The organism is Allopontixanthobacter sp. (genome assembly GCF_034376665.1).
In the GTDB taxonomy this organism is placed as follows: Bacteria; Pseudomonadota; Alphaproteobacteria; order Sphingomonadales; family Sphingomonadaceae; genus Allopontixanthobacter.
Window position 1 is genome coordinate 19,350 of the sequence record NZ_JAXMJI010000096.1, and the last position, 25,144, is coordinate 44,493.

A 25,144-nucleotide genomic window follows, 5' to 3' on the forward strand; every position below is an offset into this window, starting at 1 on the left:
TTGGGGATCGATCATTTCAGCGGCAAGATCTGGCGAACGATGTATTCGGCCGCTTCGGCGGGTGTCATGGCGACGGTGTTGACGGTGATATCGGGTGCCTCCGGTGCTTCATAGGGGCTGTCGATCCCGGTGAAGTTCTTCAGCTTGCCTTCGCGGGCCTTCTTGTAAAGTCCCTTCACGTCGCGCGCCTCGGCCACCTCGATCGGCGTATCGACAAAAATTTCGACGAATTCGCCCTCGGGCAGCATGTCGCGGACCATCTGGCGCTCGGCACGGAACGGGCTGATGAAGGCCGTCAGCACGATCAGCCCGGCATCGGCCATCAGCCGCGCCACTTCCCCGACCCGGCGTATATTCTCGATCCGGTCCGTATCGGTGAACCCGAGGTCCTTGTTCAGCCGGTGGCGGATATTGTCGCCGTCCAGCAGGAAGGTGTGGCGGTTCATCAGGTTGAGCGTCTTCTCGACCTCGTTGGCGATGGTTGATTTGCCTGAGCCCGACAGCCCCGTGAACCAGAGGACCAGCGGCTTCTGGTTCTTGAGGCCCGCATGATCCTCGCGGCCGATGGAAGTCGCCTGCCAATGCACGTTCTGGGCGCGGCGAAGGCTAAAATGCAGCATTCCGGCGCCCACGGTCCGGTTGCTGATCTTGTCGATCAGGATGAACCCGCCCAGGGTACGGTTCTCGGCATAGGGTTCGAAGACCAGTGGTTTGTCGGTGGTGATCTCGGCCACCCCGATCCCATTCAGTTCCAGTGTCTTCGCCGCCAGATGATCCATCGTGTTGACGTTGATCTCGTATTTTGGGGCATGGATGGTCGCCGATACCGTCTGCGTCGCCAGCTTGAGGTGATAGGCCCGGCCGGGCAGCATCGCCTCGTCATCCATCCAGACAATCGTCGCCTCGAACTGGTCGGCCACTTCGGGCGGGGCGTCGGCCACGGCCAGAACGTTGCCGCGCGAGCAATCGACTTCGTCCTCGAGACAGATCGTCACCGACTGGCCCGCGCCCGCCTCTTCGAGCTCGCCAGCGAAAGTCACGATGCTCTTGACCGTGCTGGTCTTTCCGGAGGGCAAGACGCGCACCGGATCGCCCGGTTTGACCATCCCGGTAGCGATCAGTCCCGAGAAGCCCCGGAAGTCGAGATTGGGGCGGTTGACCCACTGGACCGGCATCCGGAACGGTTTTGCGGCATCGCGTGCGGTGTCCAGCTCGACCGTTTCGAGATGGGTGATCAGCGGCGCGCCTTCGTACCATGGGGTATTGTCCGACAGCGTGGTGATATTATCGCCCCGGAAGCCGGAAATCGGCATGGCGGTGAAATTCTCGATCCCGATACTGGCCGCAAAGGCGGAGTAATCGGCCACGATCGCGTCGTATGTGCCTTGGTCGTAATCCACCAGGTCCATCTTGTTTACCGCCAGCACGATATTGCGAATGCCGAGCTGGTGGCACAGGAAACTGTGCCGCCGCGTCTGGACCAGCACGCCCTTGCGCGCGTCGATCAGGATCACCGCGAGATCCGCGGTCGATGCCCCAGTGACCATGTTGCGGGTGTATTGTTCATGCCCGGGGCAATCGGCGACGATGAATTTGCGCTGTTCGGTGGCGAAGAAACGGTAGGCGACATCAATGGTGATGCCCTGTTCACGCTCCGCGGCAAGCCCATCGACCAGCAGCGCGAAGTCGATTTCCTCGCCTTGAGTGCCCGATTTCCTGGAATCCGATTCCAGCGCGGCGAGCTGGTCTTCGAAGATCATCTTGGAATCGTACAGCAGGCGGCCGATCAGAGTGCTCTTGCCGTCATCGACGCTGCCGCAGGTGATGAAGCGCAGCATCGACTTGTTCTGGTGCGCAGCCAGATAGGCGTCGATATCTTCCGCGATCAGGGCGTCGGTCCGGTAGGATTCCTGTGATGACGTCTTGTCCATCAGAAGTAGCCCTCCTGCTTTTTCTTCTCCATCGATGCGTCACCATCATCCTTGTCGATCACCCGGCCCTGGCGTTCGGACGTGGTCGTGAGCAGCATCTCCTGCACCACTTCGGAAAGGGTGGCCGCCTCGCTCTCCACCGCCCCGGTCAGGGGTGAGCAGCCAAGGGTGCGAAACCGTATCGAACGTTCGGTGATCTCCGGCAGATAGCCGAGCACTTTCTCAAGACGGGCCAGGTCATCGGCCATGAACAACCCGCCTTCCCATTCATAGGTCGGCCGCTTGGCGGAGAAATACAGCGGCACAATCTCGATCTGCTCGGCCATGATATATTGCCAGATATCCAGTTCGGTCCAGTTGGACAGCGGGAACACGCGAATGCTTTCCCCTTTGGCCTTGCGGGTGTTGTAGGCGTTCCACAATTCGGGCCGCTGGCTCTTCGGGTCCCACCCGTGACTGGCCGTGCGGAACGAAAATATCCGCTCCTTCGCCCGGCTTTTCTCCTCGTCGCGCCGCGCCCCGCCGAACGCCGCGTCGAAGCCGTATTTGTCGAGCGCCTGTTTCAATCCTTGCGTCTTCCACATATCGGTGTGGAGCGGGCCGTGATCGAACGGGTTGATCCCGCGGCTTTCGGCCTCGGGATTATGATAGACCAGCAATTGCATCCCGGCATCGGCTGCGGCCTTCTCCCGCAGCGCATACATCTCCTTGAATTTCCAGGTGGTATCGACATGCAGCAGCGGAAATGGCGGCGGCGAGGGGTAGAACGCCTTCTTCGCCAGATGCAGCATCACCGCGGAATCCTTGCCCACCGAATACAGCATCACCGGCTTGGCTGTCTCTGACACCACTTCGCGCATGATGTGGATGCTCTCGGCTTCCAGGCGTTCGAGATGGGTAAGGTTACGCGTCATAATTGGAGGTCCGTTTTTAGGTAAATGCAGAAAGCTGTCAATTTCAACTGGATCTTGGCCCTTATCGTTTGCAGTGTGCCGGCGATTTCAAGACTTTTGTCCACTCGGCCAAATGGCAGGAGCAGGCCGATCCGCGTAGCAATCTTTTCTTGCAGACGCGGCATCGCTGCCATCATCCCCGGGAAATCATCGGGATTGCCGACGCGCCAGCAGCACTCTGGTGTGGCATTCGCCGCCGCATATCCTTAACGCAGCGCGGAAAGTTCAGGCAATCAGGTGGACAGACATGGCCCGCAAGCATTCGAAACACGGCCGCTACGAGGACCTGCACGATGGCGGGGAGCAGGACATCCCGGATATTGCGGTAGCGTGCTGGCTGTGCGGCAGGCCGACCGGCAAGACGATCGTATGGCATCACCCGGTGCCGAAAAGCCGCGGGGGGCGCGATGTCGTACCCATGCATCCGATTTGCCAGAATACCCTGATCGCCAATTTCAGCAATTCCGAATTGCAGCGCCATGGGATGGATGTGGAGGCCTTGTTGGCGAACCCCAATGTGCGCAAATTCGTCGATTGGGTGGCGAAAAAGGATCCCGATTTTACTGCGACCATAGCCAAAAAGCAGCGCTAGTCTGTCGGAAAGATCGCGATATCCAGGGGACGCAGTCGCAGTGATCGAAGGTTACTCGCCAGAGACAGGGGTCCGCCCGGTGGACCACCTTCCGGCGCCTTGCGTCAGCTCTCCGGCGGGATAAGCGCGCTGATTTCATACACCATTCCATTCGAAGCCGAATGCGCGGGCAACGAAACCACGGGTCCGGCAGCATCGTCTCCGATCACGATTGTGCTTCCGTCACGCCGCAAGGGTAACGTGGAATTTGCAAGATTTGCCAAATCCACCGTACCGCCCGATTCCGACAATGTGGTCTCGAGATCACTCTGGGCAACCGTTCCGGGAACCATGTGGTGCCTTAGCAGCGCGATCAAATCGGGGCGACCTTCCTCGGAGCGGAGCCAATCGAGTTCAGCCTCTGGCAATTTGGCAAACGCCTGATCATTGGGCAGGAACAGGGTGTAGGCCGCCTCACCTTCCAGCATCTGTTCAAGACCGGCCCGCTTTATCAAATCGTTCGCGGTCTCCATTCCCTCGATGTCGCCCAAAGAACCGGAGATACTCTGGCCCGTCTCCACGGAACTGGTTTCAGGCACATCGGCTTCATTGCAGGCACTTGTGCCGCTCAGCAGGGCGATAGCGGCAACTGCCGCGAAAAGTCTGGTTCGCATCATTTCCCTGTCTCTAAACGATCAGCTGGATTGCGGCCGCAATCAGGCGGGTTTCCGGATCGACCTGATAAACATAGCCGTCGCTATAGCGATAATACGCATCGGGCCGATCGTAATATTGATCCCGGTACTGGTTCGGCACGTTATAGACGTCATAGCCGGAAGGTATTGGGCGCCCGACCTCGAAATTGTTTCCTGTCAGCAACCCGACGATACCCTCGATCGCCTGGTCTTGCGGATTGACCCGGAAGATCGTCCGGTCGGCATAGCGATAATCGTAATTATCGCCGCGGCCATAGTAGCGTCCGTAATATTCCGGAACGCGGTAATCCTGATATGCGGCCGGCCATTGGTTGCCGCCGAACAATGCACCGCCCACCAGCGGCAGGAACGCATCGACCAGATTGCTGCCGGACCTGTATTGGTACGCATATCCGTTGAAAAAGCGCCAGTCTCCGTCGCGGAAACGCGAATAATTCAGCAGATAGTTTCCGCCAGACTTCTTTGCCTGTCCCGGGGGCTGACATCCGTTACCCTTTTTCGCCAGCCCAGGTGGGCAGAAGCCGCTCAAGGGTCCGAAATCCCGATCATATCGAAGGGCGAAACGGCGGCGATCGTCGTCATCGATGAATTGAAACCGATCGCGGTCGCCACGGTCGTCGTATCGGCGGACATTGGCCTTCCCGAGGTTGGACCGTGAATTTCCTCGATCGGAATTGTCGATACGCTCGGCGGTGCTGTCCTGGCGTTTGTCTGATTTGCTGCCGCCCTTGCCAGCCTGCCCGCCGGCGTTGCCGTCCCGTGCGTTTGATGCTTGGGCGCTCCGGCCCTGATCAACCGTTTGACGAGCTGGGGGGCGATCGGGCTTCGCGGTTTCGCTATTGCGGTTCTTCGCCCCATTGCCCGCTGCCGGATTGGCCTTGTCGGGCTTGTTGGACGCTTGTGAAGCGCTTTTGCCTTGGCCTTTCCCGTTATCGTCGCCCGACTTTTGAGCCAAAGCCGGGGCAGCGATGGCAAGAGCCAGAACGCTTGTGAACGCCAGAATAGTTTTAATCGGACTTCTCCCTAATCTCGAACATATACTCATGGTTCGGTCAAAGGTTCCGCAAGTGTACTCGTCAGCCGCGATTTTAAGCATTGCGAACCTTCCCTGCTGGCCGCTCTCGCCTGCCTGCTGGTCTTCGCTGCGAACTGGTCCATCTTCCGGGTGTTGGCGATCAGCGCGGCGGGCGGCCTTCTCCTCGCCGCCTTGTGACTGGAACCACGCCATCACACCGAACGGGCTCAGCGTCCTGCGCCGCGCAAGGCAACCTCGATCACGATGGGAATGATAAGGCCGGGCAATGCGGCCTTGAAAAGGAAACAGGATATTCGGCGATCTGCTGCCCGCTTGGACTTGACGACACTATCGCATGGCACGCCCCGAATAAGCCTTGCTCGGGTCACCTGCCGAGCCGCCGACTTGCCGCGCTTCGCCGTTGTCATGTCCCATCAGTTCGCTGGAAGCCTTTTTCCGGGCATCGGACAGGCTCATCCCGTCGACCCAGTACCGTTCTGTTGTGAGTTCGAATTTTTCGGCAAGTTCGCTTTCAAATTCCCAGGAAGTCATAATCGAAGCCTTTCAATGGCCCCCTGCCGAACCAGCAGCGTTAATCGATTCGGACGCAGACTTCCTTCACTTTGGTTAGATTCGGAGGCGCGCTGTCGAGATTGAATCCCGAACGACGATTCCTGCACAAGGTCGGTATTCGCGCTCGCGCTTTGCGTCAGCATGGCGAGCTTCATGCAAAATATGCTTGGGGATCAGGGGGCTGGACCCTACGCTCTGAAAAAAGGGGGGGTAATGTTGGAAGAGCAAGCGAGTCTGGAGCATCGGGTTATCCCCCTTAATGGCCTGCAGATGCAAATTACCCTGGCGGGTCAGGGCGAAGCCTTGTTGCTCCTTCACGGATTTCCCGATTCCGCGAAATTGTGGCGCAAAATGATACCCGGCCTCGTTGACGCGGGATTTCAGGTCATCGCACCGGATCAGCGCGGTTTCGGCGAGACGACCGCGCCCGCGAAGGTAGCGGACTATTCGATAGACCGGATCGCGGTCGACGCGATCGCGCTGCTCGACACGCTGGGGATCGAGCGGGCGGGACTCGTGGGGCATGATTGGGGGGCGGTCATCGGCTGGCGGCTGGCAGCCGATCATCCGGAGCGTTTCAGCGGCTTTGTCGCTTTGTCAGTGGGGCATCCCAAGGCAACGCTCCGTGCAGGGTTTCGCCAGAAATTGAAGAGCTGGTATTTTCTCCTGTTCCTGCTGCGCGGCATCGGCGAGGCGGTTGTGCGCGCCGCCGATTTCAAGGCACTCGGCTGGATGACCCGGCAGGATCCCGAAATGGTCAATTGGCGGCGCGACCTGTCGCGGCCTGGCAGGCTGACAGCGGGAATGAACTGGTACCGGGCCAATATCGCGGCCTTGTCCAAAGCCGATTTCCCGCCAGCACGCATACCTGTGCTTGGTTTGATCGGAAGTGCCGATGTCGCTTTGGGTACCGAGCAGATGCGCGATTCCGCCGACTATGCCGATGTCTCATTCCGCTGCGAAGTGATCGAAGGTGCCGGGCACTGGTTGCCATTATCTGCGGCGGCCGCGATCGAACCCAAGATTGTCGGCTTTTTGAAATCGGTGCGCTGAATCCTGCTCCGTCACCGCGGGTTTGACAATGTAGCCTGCCGGCCTAAGCTTCGCTGGGGGAGGGCACGATAATGGCCGAGGGGGACATGGCACAGCGGCTGGTCGATGCGGTCATCGCCGATTTTCCGGATCATAGGTCTGGAACCCGGCCAGCCCATACGATCGGCATCGGTGTGACCGGCCATTTCCGGGCGACGAAGATTGCCCGCGATTACTGCATCGCCGAGCATTTCGGGGGGCAGAAAGTCGCTGTCACCGTCCGCTTTTCCAACAGCATGGGAAGCCCGGTCCAGCACGATGGCTGGTCCGATGCCCGCGGAATGGCCACCCGCTTCCACCTCGAGGGTGGGCAGGCGACCGACCTGATAGCCATGACCTTGCGCGAGTTCTTCTCGCCCACGCCGGAAGATTTTCTCGAATTCAGCAAGAACGCCGAAATGCGGCCTGCAAAAGCTGCGTCACCGTGGTCGAAGATCCGGGACATGCTGCACTTGAAGCCGCCGTTGCCCGATCCCTACCCGGGCCAGCTGGAAAGCGGCATGGGCGGCTCGCTAAATTACGCCAATCACAACCGCAGCGCCCAACTCGCCGCCTTTGATGCAAGCTATCTCGGCGCGCCGGTCAGCTATGCGCGCGCGTCTTACAACGCGGTCCATACATTTGTGGTGACGGCGCCTGATGATACGCGCCGCTATGTCCGCTTTTTCTGGCAGCCGGTCGCCGGCGTCGAAGTGACCGATCCAACTCTGCCGCCAGTCGATGATTACCTGCAAGCGGAACTGCGTGATCGGCTTGCGACCTGGCCTGCCGAATTCCTGTTGTTGATGGCGGTTGGCGAAACCGGCGATCCACTGGATGATCCGACCACGGCCTGGCCGCTGCACCGTGCGCGGATTGTGATGGGTGTGCTGACATTGGTCGAAGTGCCGGTGGACCAGGATACCTATTGCGAGAAGATGAGCTTCAATCCGGGACGGCTCACACGAGGCATCGACATATCGAACGATCCCATACTGGCTGCCCGGATCGGGGCCTACGAAGTTTCGCGGCAACTGCGCGGCGGCACGGCCTGCCCGTTCCACAAGGAGTGATCTGATGCCGAAGGGAACCGCTTGGCTCAACCGGCTGGTCAACTCCCTGGCCAATTCGAAGTTTTTCAACTTTCTGGCGGGTCATGTGCTGGTGCCGTTCTGGGCCTGGCGGACGCCGGTCTACCGCCAGCATGGCGGCCCGCACGCCGCCGCACAGCCAGGGGACAATATGCAGCGCATGATGAATCTGGTTCTGCCGCTGAAGGACAAGACTGCGGTGGGCCGCGCCAAGGCTGCGCTCGCCATCGCATCCAACCTGGACCAGATCTACGCCGGTCTGGACAATGTCGGGACCGTCCATTTCGCTCGCTTCGTGATTATCAACAATAACATGTGCATGATCTCCTCCTACGATGGAGATTTTTCCAACTACATCCGCGATTTCGTTGCGCAGCTGGGCACGGTGTTCGACAGCGTCGTGGCGCTGATCGAGGACGGGGATAGGATGATCCCGACCAATGAGAATATCGACGCATTCATTAATTGGGTGCATGACCGGGACGTCTACCAGATCCCCGATGTGGCGACCGACCTTCTGCGCTATGGCACGATCGGGCATCCTGCGCCGGCGGCTGGAAGCGAGGATGATCTGCGGCTGATTCCCCGTGCCCTCATCCTGCAGCTGCACGCCAATCCGAACGCCTTGCTCGGCAGCGGTTATCGCGGCTATCCGGGGATTACCGCCGCGCAAATCCGGCACAAGATGGGTTTGGGCTGGTGAGCGCCCCGTTGACCGATCAGGGCTTCAACCCAGCCGACGTTCAGGGCAATATCCTGCGCGGCTATCGCTACGAACGTGTGCGCCATCTGATCCTCGAGGTGAAGGATGCAGCAGCAGCGCGGCAGTGGCTGGGCCGCACCGTTTCAGGTAGCGGCGACCAACCGCAGATCACCAGCGAGGAACATTGGAATATAAAGCCAGCAAGCTGCTTCAATATCGGCCTGACTTATGATGGATTGCGCGGCCTGGGTGTTTCCCGTGCGTCGCTCGCGTCCTTTCCTACGGAATTCAAGGCGGGGATGAGCGCTCGCTCGATCAAGCTGGGCGACAGCGGCAGCAGTGCACCGGACCATTGGGCTTCCCCGTTCGACGATCACCGCAAGGTTCATCTGATCGCATCGATCAATGCCGACGAGATCACCGAACTGGACCGGGTAGAGCAAAAGGTCGTTACTGCGGGTTCCGGCACGGCGTTCAACCTTCTCGGGGTCCGCGACGGCTGGAATTTCGATGGCGACAATATCCATTTCGGCTACCGTGACAGCATATCGCAGCCGCGCTTTATCGGCATCGATTATCCAGAAAGTTTTGCCGACGGCCAGCCGGCGGTGCCTATCGGATCGATGCTGATCGGATATCCCACCGAATACCAGGGGCTGTTATACAACGTGCCCCAGCCCGATGTTCTGGGCCGCAACGGCACCTTCAATGCGTTTCGGATTTTGGCGCAGGATGTCGCCGCGTTCGAGGATTATCTCGATACCGCTGCCGATGAATTGCTGCTCCACCAACAGGGCACTCAATTGCTGCCCGAAGGCGGAGAAAAATTCTTCGGTGAAAAGGCGTCGCGTCATTCAGCCATGCGCGAAATCGTTGCCGCGAAAATGTGCGGCCGCTGGCTCAACGGGGTACCGCTGGCCTTGGCGCCCGACCATCCGGTCCCCGCTTCGGACGTTTCTCTGACCAATTTCGATTACGGAGATGATGACGCGGCGGGCTGCCCGTTTGGGGCCCACATCCGGCGCTGCAACCCGCGCGAGGGCAGCATTGTCCAGCGCGCGGCACGTCACACACGGCGATTGGTGCGGCGCGGCACACCCTATGGCGGACCCTTCCACCGGGACACGCCCGACAGCGAGGAGCGGGGATTGCTGGGCAATTTCATCTGCGCCAGCCTTGGCGGGCAATTCGAAGCCTTGATGTGCGACTGGGTCAACCTGGGGCTGCAGGATCCGCAGATCACCGGATCGAATGATCCCATGCTGGGTGCCAACCAGCCCGAGACCAGCTGGTTCGTCATCCCGCTCAAAAACGGCGAATCGATAAAATTGCATGGCCTGCCGCGTTTTGTCACCACGCGCGGCGGGGCCTACACATTCCTTCCGGGCATTCCCGCGATCCGCTATCTCGCGTCGCTGTGAACCAAACGCCCGACGTTCAGGCTGGCGATGGGGCCAGTGGTGCGGCGACATAGCGTTCGGCGGTGTCGTCCAGCTTCGCGCATTCGGCAGGCAGATCATAGAGCGGCGCAAGTTCCTGTACGCAATCCGGCCACAGCCCGGTTTCCTTCCAGCAATCGTATAATCCCAGCCGCACGCAAACCTCCGCAAAGTGCACATCGCGGCGAAGGACTTCGCAATTGGGCATGAACAACCCGCTGGTTACCGCCGCATCGATCGCGGCACGGCCGTCGTTATCCGGGGTAAATTCGATCGGCCGTCCCTCGCGGATGGCAACCAGCAAATGCTCCATGGCCAGGTCCGCTTCCCCCATCGCCGCAGCCAGCCCGATATCGACCAGATAGCTGGTGGGGGCGCCGCGGTGAAGGAATTGCCCGACCGCCATCGCCCGGGTAGCCGGGTCCATTGCCGCTACGGCGCGCATGAACCCCACCAGCGCCTGCAAGGGCGGGATACCTTCGGTGTCCTGCGACGGTTCCGCAATCGATGCAGCACAATCGATATCGCCGTCGAAGATGGCAATCACGCCGCGGATGAAGCGGACGTAATTCGCATCAGCAAAGTCGTTCACGGCGCGCTCCGCCGTCGCAATTGCTTCCTCCGTTCGTCCGCTCGAGCGATAAGCAATCGCCAGATCGCCCGCGATGGTCGGGCTAAGCGGATCGCGCTCGAACCGGGTGATCGAGAGTTCGAGCGAGCGCGTCAGATAACCAAGAGAAATGAGGACGATGTTGTAAATCCCGGCAACCAGCTGGTTATCGGGAGCAAGCCCGTAAGCGCGTTCGGTCAACGCCAACTTCTCCGCGTGCTGGGCGAACGGTTGCTTGGTCATGGCCATCGCTGTCAGCGAGGTGGGACATTCTGGATCGAGTTCCAGTCCCCGCCGCGCGGCGGCGACCGCTGCTTCACCCTTGCGGTAAACGGCGAGCAAACCCCAGGCGTCGGCAAAATCGGGTGCCCTCGATACCGCCCGCGTCAGCAGATCGACGCATTTCGCCTGATCGGCCCAGGTGAGGTCCTGCAGGTAAATCGCCCGCGCGCGGAGATAGAAATCATAGGCCTCGGGATCGATCTTGGCTGACACTTCGGGGAAGAAGGTGGAATGAAGCGCAACCGCGATCGCCTCGGAAATCTCGTCCTGCACCGCAAAGATGTCTTCCAGGTCACGATCGAAGCGATCGGCCCACAAAATGGTCTGCCCGGTGGCTTCGGTCAGATGGGCGGCGATCCGCACTTTCGTGCCCGCACGGCGGATCGATCCGTCCAGCACATGTGTGGCACCCAGCGCTGCCGCCGCTTTCGGTTTGTCCGTGCCGCGGAACTGGAAACTCGATGTCCGGCCGATCACGCGCAGTTTCGATCCACGCGATATGCGGCCCAGGATATCGTCGGACACCCCGTCGGAGAAAAACTCCATTTCCGAATCGCTCGACAAATTGTCGAATGGCAGCACCGCCAGCAAGGTTTCACGAAGTCGCGGCGAACTTGCGAGTTGTACTCTGCCGGCAGTCGCTGACAGCGTCATGCGCTCCATCCCGACTAATTCGCGTACATCGTTCAGAAAATTGAGCCACGCGCCGTCGCCGGAATCGCCCGCCCAATGGGCCAGCTCTGCGGTCTGAACCAGTTCGAACATGATCGGCCGGTCGCAAGGCTCGATCATGCAGGGGAGGAGGGTCTTGTTGCGGTCGGCCAGGGTCGCCTCGGCGCGGACCCAGCGCGATTCCACCGACTTTCTGGACCACAACACCACAACAGACTTGGCCTCGCGCAGCGCCTGCTCGGTAACCTGGTCGTAGGAATCCCCGGTGCGCAGACCGACATCCCACCAGACATCGAACCCCTCGCGCTCGAACCCTTCGGCGAACAGCTTCGCTTTCGCCTCGTCCTCGCGATTGTAGGATAGAAAAATGTCCGGCACGCCCGAGTCCCCACTGGCACGGCGCCGATGGTTACAGAACCTGGTCTCGAACGTCGAATCTTACCTGCGCGCCCGAATCCCAGGTACGGCGGGTAGTATCGGGCCCGGGTCGTCGGCAGGTCCAAAGAACAGTTGCCCCTGCAGCCGGAGGCCCCAAGAGGCTGCGGGTGAACCGATCGAAACGCCGCGCGCGCGAAACGGTCGGACCGCAATCCCAAGCGATCCGACCGTTGGCTTCACCAGTTTACTGAATTATTCGGTGTCGGCATCCTCGGCAGGTGCCTCGCTGGACGCGGAGCCACTTGCTTCGCCCGCGATCAGCGCGTTGCCGTTGGCGGAGAGACCGCTGGCGGGAAGGGTTGTCAGCCCATCCTGCGTCTGCACCACGATCTGCCGAATTTGGCCACTGCGGGTGGCGACAATGTCGCGGACCGTGCCCAGCTGTGCACCCGAAGGTAGTTCGACTGGCATACCAGGAGCAACGGAGAACGCGCCATTGCCCTGGGCGGCACCGCTGCCGGCAAGTGCAAGGATACCGCCATCGGCCATGCCTGCACCCGACGCTGTCCCGCCGATAGCACCAGTTGTCGAACCTGCGGTATTGACGGCCTGTCCCGCCGTACCCGAGATCCGGTCGTGGACCCTTCCGACTGCCGGGGTTGCGAGATTGCGGACATTGGTCGCGGCGGCCCGTGCATCGCCAGCGCGCCCCTTAGCGGCGTTCATCACGGTGTCGGTGCCCAAAAGCTGCCCGTTGGCGCTGCCCGAGCCGGACGCAGCGGCCGAGCCCGACGCGTTGCCCGAGGCATCGCCGGCCGGCGTAGCGAGAAGCTGGCTGGTCGCCGGCTCCAGACTGGCGTCGACGCTTCGGTCAACCGCGACACTACCTGACCTACGGTCTACATTCTGGTTACCGCGCGTGGCAGCATTGCCGCGCAGCGTGCTGCGCGTGGTCGAACGTATGGTTTCGCCCGGTGCACGCAACGTCGAGCCGATCGAGCTGTTGAGCGCTCCAGTGACGCCGCCACCGCCGCCAAGCAGCTGAGCCTGGGCGGGAGCAGCAAAAAGGGTGAGGGCCGAAGCGGTAAGGAGGAGATGTTTCATTGTCAGTTCCTTTTCATCTGCGGATGCGGGGTTGGGGTGGGTGCATCCGCTCGAAAGGAAAACGGGCGGGTTCCGGTGTTTAATCCATTCTGCTTGAAAAAATTCTAGCGGCCAGTGCACGTGCCGCAGACGAGGCCGTTCCCAAAGGTATCGTCGCGGCCCTGGGCGCCAAGATCCACCGCCTCGCTATCGAGCGCGCTGCGCCAATTGCGCCCTTGTCCGATCGCCAACGCAGCGCGCGCCGCCACCAGCGGGGCCGCAAAGGATGTGCCGCGCAGCGCGATGCGCTTGCCCCGTGCGTTCCGTCCGAAAATGTCCGCTCCGGGCGCGGCATAGTCGAGATGCAATGCGCGGCCCGCCTCGATCAGCGCACGGCGCTTGCCGTCCACTCCGGTCACCGCCACCACGCCTTTATAGGATGCGGGATAGGCCGGCGGTGCCGCCGGACCGTCATTGCCGACGGCGGCGACGATAATTACGCCGCCGCGCTGTGCCGCGCCGATGGCCCGTTCAAGCACAGGGTTGCGCGGTCCCACCAGGCTGATCGTCACGACCTTGCTTCCGCGCGACACCAGCCAGCCCAGCCCTCTGGCTATGGCGAGGGCATTGCCGCCCGCCTTGTCGGTCCCATAGACATCTGCGACGCGGACCGTGCTGGCGCCCGCAGAAGCTAGCAAAGATGCGACCGAGCTGCCGTGATGGCTGGGATAGGGCGCACCCGCCGCGAAACCGCGGATCTCGAGCACTTTTACCGCTTGCCCAGGGGCACCGTCGATCATCCCGACAGGCACAGCGACGCTGGGCGAGCCTTGGGCGGAGAGTGCCACAACAGCGGTATTCACCGTACCCGCCTCGGTATGGATATGGTCGGCACTGATTTCTGCCTGCGGCAACAGCGCGGAAAGCGCCTGCTCTGCATCCGCGAGCTTCATGCCTGCGGGTACGCCAACGCGCATTACCGAAAGATCGAGACCCTCAAGCTGCTCCTCGGACAGAAGCCGAAATCCTGCTGCCAGAGCAGGGTCAAGTTCTCGCAGAGATGCATCCATGACCAGCAACTCACCATGCCGGGCCGGGTCTCCGCGCGCATCGCGCTCGACGATGCCCGGATTGCGGCGGACGAGACGATCGATCGCGCGGAGCCGGTCGCGTGCCAGCCGTTCGGCCGTCCGCTGCACCGATGTGTTGGTTTCGTCCAGTCCATCGATGATGCCATCAACTATGGGCGGGACGCCCGGAACCGAGGCGCGCGGAACGGCGACGCCGGGCAAGGCGATCTGCGCAGCAAGCGGCGCGGCTATCACTGCCAGTGCGGCCGAAAACAGGAAATATGCACGCATTGAACTCTCGCTTATTCAACCAATCGCATTAAGCATGGATGAAACGTATCCACTCGTCCGTTTAATTCATGGAAGGCAGAGGCGCTGAGCGAAACGTTCGAGAAAGACTTGCTGGCCTTGCTACCCCGGTTGCGCCGTTTCGCGATCGGGTTGGCCGGCAACCCGTTCGACGGTGACGATCTTTGCCAGATGAGTCTCGAGCGCGCCCTCGCCAATCGTTCCAGATGGACGGAAGGCACACGGCTCGACAGTTGGATGTATCGGATCATGCGCAATATCTGGATCGATGAAGGCCGGAAAACCACCCGTAGCTTGCAGACCTTCGTGGCCGAAGAGGCCGGAGCGGGGGTGGGCGGCGATGGCGCACAGGAGTTCCGGGTCGAGCTGTCCAATGTGGACCGCGCGATGCAGAAGCTGCCCGAAGATCAGCGTGAAGCTGTCCTGCTCGTGATGGTTGAACGCTATGCTTACAAGGAAGCCGCCGAGATTGTCGGCTGCCCGGTGGGTACGCTCAACTCGCGGCTGGTGCGCGGGCGCGACGCGTTGATGGCCATGCTGGGAGAGGATTCGTGACGATTACGCCCGAAGAAATCGCCGCTTTCGCCGACGGGCAGCTCTCTGCCGAGCGTGAGAGCGAAGTGGCTGCTGCGGCGGCCCGCGATCCCGATATCGCACGTCAGGTTGAACGGCACCGTGCGCTCCGGAACAGGCTGGCGGGCCATTATGCGCCGATCATTGACCAACCCGTCCCCGACCGGCTTACTGCCATGCTCGCGCAGCCGCAGACGGCCGAAGTGGTCGATTTCGGTGCTGCGTATGAGCAGCGCGAAGCACGGCGCCGTATCCCGCGCTGGGGCTGGATTGCCGGCCCCGCCCTGGCGGCATCCCTGGCGCTTGCGGTGATTCTGCCGCGCTCCGGCGACGATGCCTCTCCCTATGCAAATGCGCAGCTCGCATCGGTACTCGACGCGCGCCTGGTGGCCGATCAGGCTCCTGGGGCGGATATGCGGATTCTGCTGTCGTTCCGCAGCGATCAGGGCCGCTTCTGCCGCGCCTTCAGCGGCAGCGAGGGCGGCGGCATCGCCTGCCGCGACGATCAGGGCTGGAAACTCGAATCCCTCGGCGAAGGCAGTGAAGGTGCCGCCACGCAATACCGGATGGCCGGCGCTGGCGATGCAGAAATCCTCGCCCTTGCTCAGGAGATGGCTGCTGGTCCGGCCCTCGATCAGCAGGGCGAACAAGCCGCGCGGGCGCGGGGCTGGCGGTAAACTTTTCGACTGCAGACAGGCACAAGAAAAGGACCGGTCGGTCTGACCGGTCCTTCCTGCAGCCGTGGATGCGCCAGAAGCGCCGAGATAACTGTCTTCGCTCAATCCACGAAAAAGACCTGGCCCATTCGGTAACCGCGCTCGGCCATTTCCTCGATATAGTCGTACCGCTCGTGCTTCAGTTCGCGAGCGTATTCTTCCCATGCATCGCGATTGTCCTCCATATCGCTCGCGCGGCGCAAATCGCTGGTAAGTTCCTTCTGCGCTTCGGTCACGTCAATGCGGTAATCGAACCACAGGCTGTTCTCGATCCCGGCGATCGGGGCGGTAAGGATGAGTGCTTCCTCGGCGCGGGCCATCTGCTCTTCTTGCAAGATGGGCACGGCGGCCGCCCCGACGGTGGCGAGGCCCAGAGTGAAAATCGAAAGCGGAAAATAGTTCTTCATGTTTTTCTCCATGGTTGTCCGGTGCCCTTGCAACCGGCTTGAATGGAGAACGGACGAGCCTGTTCGCATAATCCATGTTTCAGGAAAATTTTGATCCGAAAACCGCCGACCGGGTAGCCAATTGGCGTGGAATTGCCGTCAATCGGCCATCGCAAGCTGTGCCCCGGCATCGAGCCCGTAGATATCGCTGCGGAAGGCAATTCCATCCGACGTCGGCATCGCCGTGATATAGGTAATGTAAACCGGCACGATCTCGGGCAATTCGATCCGTTGTTCGGCCCGCTTGCCGGGCCTGGGCAAGGCTTTGCCCAAAAGCCATCGGCCCAATCGATCCGCGTCCTCCACCCGCACGCAACCGGAACTGAGTTGCCGCTGGTCTGCCTTCAACAACTGCCGGTCGGGCGTATCGTGAAGATAGATACCCTGGGCGTTGGGAAACTCGAATTTCACTTTGCCCATGAAATTGCTGCCGCCTGGCTTCTGCCGGACGCGAACGGTCTGCGCACCTGCTGCAACGGCGTGCCAATTGATCTTCCGTGGGTCGAGGCGCGCAGGTTTCTCGCCGTAATCGGACAAGACTTCGTAGCCGCGGTCTTTCAGGTAACCGACACCCAGATCGACAACATTTGTCGCGATATTCTGTTGAACCAGATCGGGCGGGATATTCCAGTAAGGGTTGACTATGGCGTGACGGATGAAGCCCGCCATCATCGGAGTGGGCATTTCCGGCTTGCCGACCACGACCCGCATCGAATCCACGGCCTCACCGTTCTCATACATCCACAAGGTAGAGCCTGCCGCATCGACCAGCACGTATCGTCCGTCGCTATGGGCAGGGAGCGCCCTGATCCGTGCAAGATTTTCCCAGATCACGCGGCGTTGCTGCGCAGAATAATCGCGAGTGTCCATCGCATCGCGCAGAGGAGCGTAAAGGGGATGCATCCAGCCCATCCTGGCGACATAGTCTTCCAGCGAATCCGCCGAAGACGCAGCCTGCAAGGCGTACGCGGGTGTTGGGACGGCAGGCCCGAGGGCCTTCGTCTCCCAGATCATGTCGGGAACGGGTAAGTTGCGCGTTGCGCGGACATATTGGGCGAACAGCCGCGAAGCCTCGATTTCGGCGGCAGCAATGTCTTCCGCATCGCCCTTTGCGGCCCGCTTCAGGTCGCGGCGCAGATCCTTGGTGCGCAGTTTGCGCGCAGTCTTCCGGTCAAGCCCGTCGAACTGCGCAGTGTCGAGACGGTCGAGCAAGACGCCCACTGCCGGGTTCGCCTGACCCTTCTCCTCAAGCCACAGCGGGCGGAAGTTTCGGGCTGCATAGAAAAGTCGCAGGTCGTCCGACTCCGAAGCGATCTCGCGCTCCAGGACCGAGAGTGCCTGTTTCTGTGCTGCGGCCGGTGCGGGTACGGCTATCGCTAGCAACGCACCCGCAGCCAATATGGGGATCACGAGCTTCAGGGCACCAAACAGCTTCTCCGCAATCCCTCGCATTTGATGTCAGCCTCGCTCGCCCGAGGTGTAGTTGGCGGGCGTCGGCTGCACCACCGGAGCGCCTGAATAATACTGGCCTTCGCGCATGTAGCCATCCACGCAGCCATCATTGTTCGAATCGGCCCAGACTGCGCCGGCGAGTCCGCCGACAGCTGCACCGATCGCAGCACCTTCAAGCACCCCGAGACCATCGACCAGCGCGCCGGTACCCACGCCCACGGCAGCGCCTGCCGCACCGGTACGTAGAGCCGTTCCGCCGACGCTGGGGCACTCCCGGGTTGAAGCTGTCTGATAGCTCGCAGGAGCAGCATCATAGTTGGCAGGAGCACCCGCATAGTACTGACCGTTCCGGACATATCCGTCGACACGGCCATCGTTGTTGTTATCGGCCCAGACGGCGCCAGCAATGCCGCCAACGGCTGCACCGATGGCAGCGCCGGTCAGAATGTCGCCGCCGGCGATCGCGGAAACACCCGCGCCTCCAGCAGCACCGATCGCCGCACCTGTTCCAGCACTGGCAAGCGTATCGTCGTTGTTGTCGTAGGAGGCGCAAGCGCCGAGCGGGAGGGCTGCGGCGGCAATTAGGACTAGAGATTTCTTCATTGTAAATTCCCTTCGCATAACACGCGCGCCAGCGTGGCCGACGCGGCAAATGTCCCCCACCGTAATTTGCAAACGACGATGCGAGACTTCTGTTCCTAAGGGCAGGTGGTGGTTTGAATCCTCGCGGTCGCGCGGAGGCCGGCGCGACGTCGATGGACAGCGGGTTTCGACCAGCGATGTTTTGAAGTCCGCGTCGGACTGTCTGGTGCGGTCGAGAAGACTCGAACTTCCACGGCCTTTCGGCCACAACGACCTCAACGTTGCGCGTCTACCAGTTCCGCCACGACCGCACTAAAGTCAGGATGCGCCAAGGCGATCCTGCGGGGTAGGAGGGGGCCACTAGCAAAGGGCAGATCACTCCGCAAGCAGTGCTTTTGTCGGCAAATGGTTCGCGCGGCGACCGGATGGAGCGCGGCCTTGTCCCGCTGCGGGACGGGGTTAACACTTTACTTGTGTAGATGGTAAATAATGCGGCAACATATGGCGCATGGGAATTGGCGCAGCCTTGCTGATGTTCGCGGCGGCGACCGCGCAGACCGGCCCGCAAGCGCCGCCCATGTCATCAGGGGCGAAGCCGGGGGCGGAGGTGCAGGCAGAGGTGTCGGCGCGGATCCTTGGCGGCGCAGAGGTCAGGTTCGACCCAACGAACCAGGCGCCACACATCACCAGCCTGGCGCAGCCGCAATTACGGCGGGACGGGACGGACCAGCTATGGGTCGAATTTAGCTAGGCTTCCACCCGATTTCGACGAATTTGGCGGATTTGGGGACGTCCGTCACCGCTTCCACCACGTTCATCTTCTCGCCCGGAGCGAGAGTGGGCTGGGGCGGAGCAAGCACCCAGCTGTAAACGATCTTCTCACGCTCGTCGCGCATCACGATCAGGATCGAGGGAACCCGGCGGCTTTCGCGCCCGACATTGGTGATGGTGCCGACCGCGCCGAAGAATTCGCTGCCGTTGGGCAAGGTGCGGCGGTCTTGCTGGGCTGGCGGAAAATCCAGCTGCAGGTCGGGTTGGTTCGCAGCGAAAGTCGGACGGTTCAGCGGCACCCAATCGGGCGCACCCCAATAACTGAGCGCCGCGACGGTCCCGAGCGCGATAACGGCAAAAACAGCCGCCGCGGCGGTCCATATCCTCAGCGGGTTGCGGCGGGAGTGGAACGGAGGTTCATATTCGAACTGCGAATATTCCGCTTCGGGTTCCTGCAGGGAGCCGGAAACAAAGTCACTGTCAGGCGCGCTGTCTTCCTGTGGTGCTGCGGATCCGACTGGTGAGGGTATGTCGGCAAACGTCGGCGGAGTTTCGTACCGGGTCTCGTCAGTTTCGCCAGCACCGCTTTCGGCATAGTCGGCTTCCGCTGCTGTGCTCGATTCTGCGCGCTCGTAGGCGGGTTCCGGTGGGCGTGCCTCTGCTGCCTCGGGAGGCGGTGCAGGAGGCGGCGAAAGTCTCTCCACCTCGGTTTCGGAACGAGCGGGCAATTGCCCTTCCTGGAACCAGCTATGGCGGCATTTCGCGCACCGCACCGTTCGCCCTTCGATGCCGACGGCGCTGTCGGGGACAACGTAACGCGTGGCGCAGGCAGGGCAGGAGATAATCATGGTTGCCTAAGTCATTAGTCGTGCAATGGGTATGCAACAAGGCTTCAACGGCTATCGAGGGGATTAGGGTGGCTTTTTTCCACATCGGAGCATAGCTATAGGCCAATCATCATGGCAGTATCTTCCATTCACGGCACAAATAATCGATGGGGCTGCCCAACCTGCTGCGAACATCGTGGCAGGTGCAGCCGCGCACGGGGCTCTCGCCCGGCGATTGAATGCAGCCGATGAACCCGCGCACCGGTGAAACGATCACGTTCGACAATGTCGGACTGCGCTATGGCACAGACCGCGAAGTGTTGAGCGACGTGTCGTTCACCTTGTACCCGGGCAGCTTCTATTTCCTGACCGGAGCGAGCGGCGCGGGCAAGACCTCGCTGCTCAAGCTGCTCTATCTGGCGCAGCGACCATCCCGCGGGGTCATTTCGATGTTCGGCACCGATGTGATCACCCTTCCGCGGTCGCGCCTGCCCGCTTTGCGCCGCCGCCTGGGCGTGGTGTTCCAGGATTTCCGCCTGGTGCCGCATCTCTCGGCTTTCGACAATATTGCCCTGCCACTGCGGGTTTCCGGCGTGCGCGAAGCCGACCTAGCGCGGCCGGTTGCCGATATGCTCGCCTGGGTCGGCCTGGGCAGCCGTGCGGACGCCCGACCGGCGACCTTGTCGGGCGGGGAACAGCAGCGCGTCGCGATTGCCCGCGCGGTGATCGGGCGCCCGGACATGCTGGTCGCGGACGAGCCGACCGGCAACGTGGATCCGGAAATGGCGCTCAAATTGCTTCGCCTGTTCGAAGCGCTCAACCGGCTGGGCACCACGGTGGTGGTGGCGACGCATGATGTGCATCTGCTGCGGAAAGTTCCCGATTCCCTGATCATGCGGCTCGACAAGGGGCGGCTGTCCGATCCCACCGGTGCGCTGCGCTATCCGCCTCGCCGGCCTACGGGCGAGCATGATGGTTCGCTCGCGCCGGATGGGGGCACATCGTGAAGCGCTCGAAAGCCCGTTCGCACATTGCCAGCGCTAGCCTGTCGGGCGGGTTCTCCGTGATGCGCGGCGACCGAGCCTCGCAGCTGGTTCCGCAGGCCCGGCTGGCCGGACCGATTCCCTGGGTGATCGCGATCATGGTCGCCCTGACGGTAATCGCAGCCGCCGGCGGCCTGGCGCTTCACAATCTTGCGGAATCCGCGCGGAGCGAATTGGCCGGCGGGGCAACGGTACAGATCGTCGAGGCCCTGCCGCAAGAGCGTGATCGCCAGGCGGAAGCATCGCTCGCCTTGCTGGCCCGGCACCCTGCCGTCGCGTCTGCGGAGCGGGTTTCTGATGCCGAGCTGGAGGAGTTGCTGGAGCCGTGGCTGGGTGTGGGTGCAGACCGTGAGGCGGTGCCGATCCCGGCGCTGATCGATCTGCGTCTGCGGGGACCGGCGACTGAGGCGCAACTGGATTCGATGCGCCGCCTGCTGGCCGACGAGGCCCCTGCCGCGCGGATCGACGCGCAATCCGCTTGGTTGCGGCCGGTTTTTTCCGCGATTTCCTCGCTTCAATGGCTCGCATTTGCGCTGGTCGTTTTGCTCGGCCTGACCAGTGCCGCGGCCGTCTGGCTGGCGGCGCGCAGTGCGTTAGGTTCCAACCGCAATACGATCGAAGTGGTTCACCTGCTGGGGGGAACGGACGGCCAGATTGCGCGGATCTTCCAGCGGTCGGTCGGGTTCGACGCGGCACTTGGCGGGTCCGCCGGGCTGGCGCTGGGGCTGGCCGCGGTCTTGCTGATGGGCCGGCAGTTTGCCGGACTCGGTTCGGGAATGGTGGCCGGTGGAGGCTTGTCCCCGATCAACTGGGCATTGCTGGCGCTCGTTCCGGTTATCGGAGTGATGATTGCCATCCTTACCGCCCGCCTTACGGTCATGGGCGCGCTGAGGCGAATGCTGTGATCCGCCGCATCCTTGCAGCGATCGTGATCGTCTGGGCGATCGGCTTCGTGTGGTTCGCGGTTGCCCTGCCGCGCCCGATAGCGGCGGGCGGGCAAGGGCCTGCGACCGATGCGATTGTGGTTCCGACTGGCGGCCGGGGCCGGATTGAGCGCGGACTGGAAGTGCTCGCCGCGGGCCATGCCGAGCAAATGCTGGTGAGCGGTGTCGACCCGGAAGTGAAGCCGGGAGAATTCGCCGCACAGTTTTCGGTGCCGATGCAGACGATGGATTGCTGTATCACGCTGGGTTATGCGGCGGTCGATACGCGCGGGAATGCCACCGAAATCGCCGATTGGCTTGCAGAACGGAATTACACTTCCGTCCGGCTGGTGACAACGGACTGGCATATGGGCCGCGCGGCGGGCGAATTGCGCCATGTCCTGCCCGACAACGTACAGATTATCGAGGATGCTTCGCCATCAAATCCCAGTCTGAAAACGCTGCTGTTGGAATATCACAAGCTGCTGGCAAGCCGCCTCGCCTGGTTGCTGCCGCGTTGAGGGCATGATGATTTTCCTGCGCAATCTCCTGTTCTATCCGGTCTTCTATATCGGCAGCGTGTTTTTCGTGCTCGCCTCGGTCCTATCCATTCCGATCGGACCCAAACCGCTACGCCGGTCCGTGGCCGGATGGTCCCGCTTCCACCGCACCTGCCTGCGCTGTCTGCTCGGGATCAAAATCAAGGTGGAAGGCACCCTGTCCACAGAACCGGTGTTCTACGCGGTCCGCCACGAAAGCTTTTTCGAAGCGATCGACGCCCCGGCGATGTACGATACCCCGGTCACCTTCGCAAAGCACGAGTTGTCGATCATTCCCGGCTGGGGGCGCGCTGCCAAGGCGTATGGGATGATCTTTGTGGAGCGGGACCAGGGTGCGAAGGCACTGCGCAAGATGGTGTCGGCAGCGCGCGAATATTCGCAGGAAGGGCGGCCGCTGGTGATCTATCCCGAAGGCACCCGCACGCCGCATGGCGAAGCGGGGAAACTGCAGGCGGGCTTTGCCGGTTTGTACAAGCTGATCGGCCTGCCGGTGGTCCCCGTCGCGGTGAACAGTGGCCCGATGTACCACCGGTTCTGGAAACGGCCCGGAACGATAACCTACCGGATTGGCGAGACCATTCCTCCCGGCCTGCCGCGCGCCGAGATCGAGGCACGGGTTACCGCTGCGATCAACGCCCTCAATTAGGCAGCTTGCCGGCCGGACCCGTATGATCGGCGCGGCCGAAATCGGGGCGCGCATCGTCCTGACCCATTTCGATGATCGAATTGCGGATGTCCCGGGTGCGGCTGAACAGGTCGAACAGCGCCTCCCCGTCGCCTGAACGGATGGCGCGCTGCATCGCGGTCAGATCCTCGGTAAAGCGGCCGAGCATTTCCAGCACCGCGCCGCGGTTGTGCAGGAAGACATCGCGCCACATCGTCGGATCGGACGCGGCGATCCGGGTGAAATCGCGAAATCCGCCAGCGGAATATTTGATCACTTCGCTGCGGGTTACTTCCTCAAGGTCGGAAGCGGTGCCGACGATAGTATAGGCGATCAGATGCGGGATGTGGCTGGTCACCGCGAGCACCAAGTCGTGATGGGCGGCGTCCATGATCTCGATCCGCGCGCCAATCCCTTCCCAGAAACGCTGCAAATCGGCCAAGGCTTCGGGCGGCGTATCGTCACCGGGAGTAAGGATGCACCAGCGGTGCTGGAACAGCGCGGCGAACCCGGCTTCCGGTCCGCTGCGTTCGGTGCCGGCCACGGGATGCGCGGGAATGACGGTATGGCCGGGCAGCGCAGCCCGGAGCGCTTCCCCCACGGTCTGCTTCGATGAACCGACATCGGAAATGATCGCATGGGGCGGCAAGGCGTCACGGATCTGCTCCGCGGCACCGGGGATCGCGCCGACCGGTACGCAGAAGATCACCAGATCCGCGCCGCCGACCGCCTGCTCTGCGGTGCTGCAAACCTCTTGAACCAGGCCCCGCAGTCCGGCCCTGACGCGCACTCCGGGATTGCTGTCGAAACCGGTGGTGGTCACCTCCGGCAGGAATTCCTTCACTGCCAGCCCGATTGATCCGCCGAGCAGGCCGAGCCCGATGATGGCCACCCGTTCGATCGCCACTAAGCGTCTCCCACCAGCACGCGAATAGCCGCCATCACGCCGTCCATCTGCTCGGAAGTGCCGATGGTGATCCGCAGGCCGTGCGGCAGATCCTGCCCCGGCAACCAGCGCACGGCATATCCCGCCTCCGCCAGTGCATCCTGGGCCGTTTCCGCGGTGACGCTGCCTTCGAACAGGACCAGCAGGAAATTCGCCTTGCTCGGCACGGCGCGGAGCCCGTAATTGCCGAGCCCGTCGATAAAGGCGGTGAACCGCGCGAGTTCGGCCGTATTGTGTTCGCGCGAAGCCTCAATGAAACGCTGGTCGCCGACCGCCGCCAAAGCCGCGGCCTGCCCATGGTTGGTGACGTTGAATGGCCCGCGGATCCGGTTGAGGTTGGCGATAATGTCGGGCGCTCCGGTGGCCCAGCCGATCCGTTCGCCGGCGAGCCCGTAAATCTTTGAGAACGTCCGCGTGACCAGCACGTTTTCTTGCGTCGCTGCCAGCCACAGCCCGCCGTCGTCTTCCTCGCCCGTCAGATATTCCGCATAGGCATGGTCGAGCACCAGCAGCACATCGGCAGGCAGGCCGGCGTGCAGGCGGGCGATTTCCGCTCGCGGCAGGTAGCTCCCCGTCGGGTTGTTCGGGTTGGCGACGAACACGATGCGGGTGTTTTCGCCGACATGCCCCAGCATTGCGTCGACGTCGGTGCCGTAATCCCGGTCGGCCGCGACCACCGGCAAGGCGCCGCAGCGCTTGGTGACGATTTCGTAAAGCGAGAAGCCGAAGCGCGAATAGACGATCTCGTCCCCCGGTCCGGCATAGGCCTGCGCTGCCAGGCCCAGCAATTCGCCGGAACCGGAGCCGCACACGATCCGCGCGGGATCGATGGCGTGCAACCTCCCCAGCGCGGTCCGTAAATCCAGGGAATCGGGATCGGGATAATCTGCCAAGCGCCCGGCGTTCGCCAGCGCGGCAATCGCCGCATTGCTGCTGCCGAGCGGGTTCTCGTTGGCGGACAGTTTCACCAGGCGGCGACCGTCACTGCCGCGGGCCTTGCCCGGGACATAGGCGTGGATGTCGGAGATCCAGGGTTTCGGCCGGGGTTTTGGCCGAGGCTCGGGAGAGGGCGGTGTTGTCATATCGGCGGCGCGAATAGCCGCTTTACGTGCGCAATGACAGCCCGATTGCCGGAACAATTGACAGGTCCGCGCGCCTGCCCCAAGTCCCGCCG

26 protein-coding genes and 1 tRNA gene are annotated in these 25,144 nt (G+C 62.0%); 12 read left to right on the forward strand and 15 right to left on the reverse strand.

Annotation, left to right across the window (positions count from 1 at the left end; translation table 11 throughout):
- Positions 1 to 11 precede the first annotated feature (11 nt).
- Both cysN and cysD read right to left on the reverse strand, forming a co-directional pair.
- Positions 12 to 1,931 (reverse strand): sulfate adenylyltransferase subunit CysN, encoded by a 1,920-nt coding sequence (gene cysN / locus U0988_RS10530; protein ID WP_322292577.1) that lies wholly within the window; start codon positions 1,929 to 1,931, stop codon positions 12 to 14.
- A complete protein-coding gene (gene cysD, locus U0988_RS10535; RefSeq protein WP_322292578.1) occupies positions 1,931 to 2,845 on the reverse strand; it encodes a sulfate adenylyltransferase subunit CysD in 915 nt (304 codons plus the stop codon). The genes cysN and cysD overlap by 1 nt, the downstream gene beginning before the upstream one ends.
- A 286-nt stretch (positions 2,846 to 3,131) precedes the next feature.
- Here cysD and U0988_RS10540 point away from each other — a divergent pair, with 286 nt between their 5' ends.
- The gene (locus U0988_RS10540) at positions 3,132 to 3,476 is read left to right on the forward strand and encodes a hypothetical protein (protein ID WP_322292579.1); all 345 of its coding nucleotides are present in this window, start codon (positions 3,132 to 3,134) and stop codon (positions 3,474 to 3,476) included.
- 104 nt (positions 3,477 to 3,580) lie between these two features.
- Here U0988_RS10540 and U0988_RS10545 read toward each other — a convergent pair whose 3' ends face one another.
- The 3 genes from U0988_RS10545 to U0988_RS10555 all read right to left on the reverse strand — a co-directional run bounded on the left by U0988_RS10545 (position 3,581) and on the right by U0988_RS10555 (position 5,738).
- The gene (locus tag U0988_RS10545) at positions 3,581 to 4,132 is read right to left on the reverse strand and encodes a fasciclin domain-containing protein (protein ID WP_322292580.1); all 552 of its coding nucleotides are present in this window, start codon (positions 4,130 to 4,132) and stop codon (positions 3,581 to 3,583) included.
- A 10-nt stretch (positions 4,133 to 4,142) separates the two neighbouring features.
- Entirely contained in the window at positions 4,143 to 5,126 is a 984-nt protein-coding gene (locus tag U0988_RS10550; protein WP_322292581.1) for a hypothetical protein, read from the reverse strand.
- Positions 5,127 to 5,534: 408 nt separating this feature from the next.
- Entirely contained in the window at positions 5,535 to 5,738 is a 204-nt protein-coding gene (locus U0988_RS10555; protein ID WP_322292582.1) for a hypothetical protein, read from the reverse strand.
- A 291-nt stretch (positions 5,739 to 6,029) separates the two neighbouring features.
- Here U0988_RS10555 and U0988_RS10560 point away from each other — a divergent pair, with 291 nt between their 5' ends.
- The 4 genes from U0988_RS10560 to U0988_RS10575 all read left to right on the forward strand — a co-directional run bounded on the left by U0988_RS10560 (position 6,030) and on the right by U0988_RS10575 (position 10,045).
- Positions 6,030 to 6,812 carry an alpha/beta hydrolase gene (locus tag U0988_RS10560; protein ID WP_322292583.1) on the forward strand — a complete coding sequence of 261 codons (783 nt, stop codon included), beginning with the start codon at positions 6,030 to 6,032 and terminating at the stop codon, positions 6,810 to 6,812.
- Positions 6,813 to 6,883: 71 nt separating this feature from the next.
- Positions 6,884 to 7,903 carry a catalase gene (locus U0988_RS10565; protein ID WP_322292584.1) on the forward strand — a complete coding sequence of 340 codons (1,020 nt, stop codon included), beginning with the start codon at positions 6,884 to 6,886 and terminating at the stop codon, positions 7,901 to 7,903.
- Between the two features lie 4 nt (positions 7,904 to 7,907).
- The gene (locus U0988_RS10570) at positions 7,908 to 8,624 is read left to right on the forward strand and encodes a hypothetical protein (protein WP_322292585.1); all 717 of its coding nucleotides are present in this window, start codon (positions 7,908 to 7,910) and stop codon (positions 8,622 to 8,624) included.
- Entirely contained in the window at positions 8,621 to 10,045 is a 1,425-nt protein-coding gene (locus tag U0988_RS10575; RefSeq protein ID WP_322292586.1) for a hypothetical protein, read from the forward strand. Before U0988_RS10570 ends, U0988_RS10575 begins: the two co-directional genes overlap by 4 nt.
- A gap of 16 nt (positions 10,046 to 10,061) precedes the next feature.
- Here the strand turns inward: U0988_RS10575 and U0988_RS10580 are convergent, their stop codons facing one another.
- The 3 genes from U0988_RS10580 to U0988_RS10590 all read right to left on the reverse strand — a co-directional run bounded on the left by U0988_RS10580 (position 10,062) and on the right by U0988_RS10590 (position 14,449).
- Entirely contained in the window at positions 10,062 to 12,005 is a 1,944-nt protein-coding gene (locus U0988_RS10580) for a TIR domain-containing protein (RefSeq protein ID WP_322292587.1), read from the reverse strand.
- 252 nt (positions 12,006 to 12,257) lie between these two features.
- Positions 12,258 to 13,109: a hypothetical protein gene (locus tag U0988_RS10585; protein WP_322292588.1), complete on the reverse strand. Its 852-nt coding sequence runs from the start codon at positions 13,107 to 13,109 to the stop codon at positions 12,258 to 12,260.
- Positions 13,110 to 13,213: 104 nt separating this feature from the next.
- A complete protein-coding gene (locus U0988_RS10590; RefSeq protein WP_322292589.1) occupies positions 13,214 to 14,449 on the reverse strand; it encodes a S8 family serine peptidase in 1,236 nt (411 codons plus the stop codon).
- A 129-nt stretch (positions 14,450 to 14,578) separates the two neighbouring features.
- On the opposite strand from U0988_RS10590, the gene U0988_RS10595 reads away from it, so the two are divergent.
- Both U0988_RS10595 and U0988_RS10600 read left to right on the forward strand, forming a co-directional pair.
- Complete coding sequence (locus tag U0988_RS10595) at positions 14,579 to 15,022, forward strand: RNA polymerase sigma factor (RefSeq protein WP_322292590.1); 444 nt, start codon at positions 14,579 to 14,581, stop codon at positions 15,020 to 15,022.
- Positions 15,019 to 15,717, forward strand: coding sequence for a hypothetical protein (locus U0988_RS10600; RefSeq protein ID WP_322292591.1), 699 nt, complete (start codon positions 15,019 to 15,021; stop codon positions 15,715 to 15,717). Before U0988_RS10595 ends, U0988_RS10600 begins: the two co-directional genes overlap by 4 nt.
- 101 nt (positions 15,718 to 15,818) lie before the next feature.
- On the opposite strand, the gene U0988_RS10605 is transcribed toward U0988_RS10600, so the two are convergent.
- The 4 genes from U0988_RS10605 to U0988_RS10620 form a co-directional block, all read right to left on the reverse strand.
- A complete protein-coding gene (locus U0988_RS10605) occupies positions 15,819 to 16,163 on the reverse strand; it encodes a hypothetical protein (RefSeq protein ID WP_322292592.1) in 345 nt (114 codons plus the stop codon).
- A 138-nt stretch (positions 16,164 to 16,301) separates the two neighbouring features.
- The gene (locus tag U0988_RS10610; RefSeq protein WP_322292593.1) at positions 16,302 to 17,654 is read right to left on the reverse strand and encodes a L,D-transpeptidase family protein; all 1,353 of its coding nucleotides are present in this window, start codon (positions 17,652 to 17,654) and stop codon (positions 16,302 to 16,304) included.
- A 6-nt stretch (positions 17,655 to 17,660) separates the two neighbouring features.
- Positions 17,661 to 18,257, reverse strand: a complete 597-nt coding sequence (locus tag U0988_RS10615; protein WP_322292594.1) for a hypothetical protein — start codon at positions 18,255 to 18,257, stop codon at positions 17,661 to 17,663.
- A gap of 203 nt (positions 18,258 to 18,460) precedes the next feature.
- A tRNA-Leu gene (locus U0988_RS10620) sits at positions 18,461 to 18,547 on the reverse strand.
- Positions 18,548 to 18,744: 197 nt separating this feature from the next.
- On the opposite strand from U0988_RS10620, the gene U0988_RS10625 reads away from it, so the two are divergent.
- Positions 18,745 to 18,987: a hypothetical protein gene (locus tag U0988_RS10625; protein ID WP_322292595.1), complete on the forward strand. Its 243-nt coding sequence runs from the start codon at positions 18,745 to 18,747 to the stop codon at positions 18,985 to 18,987.
- Here U0988_RS10625 and U0988_RS10630 read toward each other — a convergent pair.
- Complete coding sequence (locus U0988_RS10630) at positions 18,980 to 19,855, reverse strand: zinc-ribbon domain-containing protein (protein ID WP_322292596.1); 876 nt, start codon at positions 19,853 to 19,855, stop codon at positions 18,980 to 18,982. The two genes, U0988_RS10625 and U0988_RS10630, sit on opposite strands and share 8 nt — an antisense overlap.
- Before the next feature lie 227 nt (positions 19,856 to 20,082).
- Between U0988_RS10630 and ftsE the strand changes: the two genes are divergently transcribed.
- From ftsE to U0988_RS10650, 4 genes are read left to right on the forward strand one after another with little or no spacing between them, the layout of a single operon-like run.
- Positions 20,083 to 20,841 carry a cell division ATP-binding protein FtsE gene (ftsE, locus tag U0988_RS10635; RefSeq protein ID WP_322292597.1) on the forward strand — a complete coding sequence of 253 codons (759 nt, stop codon included), beginning with the start codon at positions 20,083 to 20,085 and terminating at the stop codon, positions 20,839 to 20,841.
- On the forward strand, positions 20,838 to 21,782 hold the full coding sequence (locus tag U0988_RS10640) for a cell division protein (RefSeq protein ID WP_322292598.1): 945 nt from the start codon (positions 20,838 to 20,840) through the stop codon (positions 21,780 to 21,782). The genes ftsE and U0988_RS10640 overlap by 4 nt, the downstream gene beginning before the upstream one ends.
- Positions 21,779 to 22,321, forward strand: coding sequence for a YdcF family protein (locus U0988_RS10645; protein ID WP_322292599.1), 543 nt, complete (start codon positions 21,779 to 21,781; stop codon positions 22,319 to 22,321). The genes U0988_RS10640 and U0988_RS10645 overlap by 4 nt, the downstream gene beginning before the upstream one ends.
- A 4-nt stretch (positions 22,322 to 22,325) precedes the next feature.
- Positions 22,326 to 23,006 (forward strand): lysophospholipid acyltransferase family protein, encoded by a 681-nt coding sequence (locus tag U0988_RS10650; RefSeq protein ID WP_322292600.1) that lies wholly within the window; start codon positions 22,326 to 22,328, stop codon positions 23,004 to 23,006.
- Here the strand turns inward: U0988_RS10650 and U0988_RS10655 are convergent.
- Together U0988_RS10655 and U0988_RS10660 are read right to left on the reverse strand one after the other, a co-directional pair.
- A complete protein-coding gene (locus tag U0988_RS10655) occupies positions 22,999 to 23,931 on the reverse strand; it encodes a prephenate/arogenate dehydrogenase family protein (RefSeq protein WP_322292601.1) in 933 nt (310 codons plus the stop codon). The two genes, U0988_RS10650 and U0988_RS10655, sit on opposite strands and share 8 nt — an antisense overlap.
- Positions 23,931 to 25,052: a histidinol-phosphate transaminase gene (locus U0988_RS10660; protein ID WP_322292602.1), complete on the reverse strand. Its 1,122-nt coding sequence runs from the start codon at positions 25,050 to 25,052 to the stop codon at positions 23,931 to 23,933. The genes U0988_RS10655 and U0988_RS10660 overlap by 1 nt, the downstream gene beginning before the upstream one ends.
- Between the last annotated feature and the right edge of the window lie 92 nt (positions 25,053 to 25,144).

Bases quoted from the DNA above. Each gene is read 5' to 3' on its own strand.
- U0988_RS10605 (WP_322292592.1), bottom strand. From the start codon at position 16,163: ATGAAGAACTATTTTCCGCTTTCGATTTTCACTCTGGGCCTCGCCACC.
- U0988_RS10660 (WP_322292602.1), bottom strand. From the start codon at position 25,052: ATGACAACACCGCCCTCTCCCGAGCCTCGGCCAAAACCCCGGCCGAAA.
- U0988_RS10585 (WP_322292588.1), bottom strand. From the start codon at position 13,109: ATGAAACATCTCCTCCTTACCGCTTCGGCCCTCACCCTTTTTGCTGCT.
- U0988_RS10545 (WP_322292580.1), bottom strand. From the start codon at position 4,132: ATGATGCGAACCAGACTTTTCGCGGCAGTTGCCGCTATCGCCCTGCTG.
- U0988_RS10540 (WP_322292579.1), top strand. From the start codon at position 3,132: ATGGCCCGCAAGCATTCGAAACACGGCCGCTACGAGGACCTGCACGAT.
- cysN (WP_322292577.1), bottom strand. From the start codon at position 1,931: ATGGACAAGACGTCATCACAGGAATCCTACCGGACCGACGCCCTGATC.
- U0988_RS10560 (WP_322292583.1), top strand. From the start codon at position 6,030: ATGCAAATTACCCTGGCGGGTCAGGGCGAAGCCTTGTTGCTCCTTCAC.
- U0988_RS10570 (WP_322292585.1), top strand. From the start codon at position 7,908: ATGCCGAAGGGAACCGCTTGGCTCAACCGGCTGGTCAACTCCCTGGCC.
- U0988_RS10590 (WP_322292589.1), bottom strand. From the start codon at position 14,449: ATGCGTGCATATTTCCTGTTTTCGGCCGCACTGGCAGTGATAGCCGCG.
- U0988_RS10625 (WP_322292595.1), top strand. From the start codon at position 18,745: ATGGGAATTGGCGCAGCCTTGCTGATGTTCGCGGCGGCGACCGCGCAG.
- U0988_RS10615 (WP_322292594.1), bottom strand. From the start codon at position 18,257: ATGAAGAAATCTCTAGTCCTAATTGCCGCCGCAGCCCTCCCGCTCGGC.
- cysD (WP_322292578.1), bottom strand. From the start codon at position 2,845: ATGACGCGTAACCTTACCCATCTCGAACGCCTGGAAGCCGAGAGCATC.
- U0988_RS10555 (WP_322292582.1), bottom strand. From the start codon at position 5,738: ATGACTTCCTGGGAATTTGAAAGCGAACTTGCCGAAAAATTCGAACTC.
- U0988_RS10610 (WP_322292593.1), bottom strand. From the start codon at position 17,654: ATGCGAGGGATTGCGGAGAAGCTGTTTGGTGCCCTGAAGCTCGTGATC.
- U0988_RS10630 (WP_322292596.1), bottom strand. From the start codon at position 19,855: ATGATTATCTCCTGCCCTGCCTGCGCCACGCGTTACGTTGTCCCCGAC.
- U0988_RS10650 (WP_322292600.1), top strand. From the start codon at position 22,326: ATGATGATTTTCCTGCGCAATCTCCTGTTCTATCCGGTCTTCTATATC.
- ftsE (WP_322292597.1), top strand. From the start codon at position 20,083: ATGAACCCGCGCACCGGTGAAACGATCACGTTCGACAATGTCGGACTG.
- U0988_RS10565 (WP_322292584.1), top strand. From the start codon at position 6,884: ATGGCCGAGGGGGACATGGCACAGCGGCTGGTCGATGCGGTCATCGCC.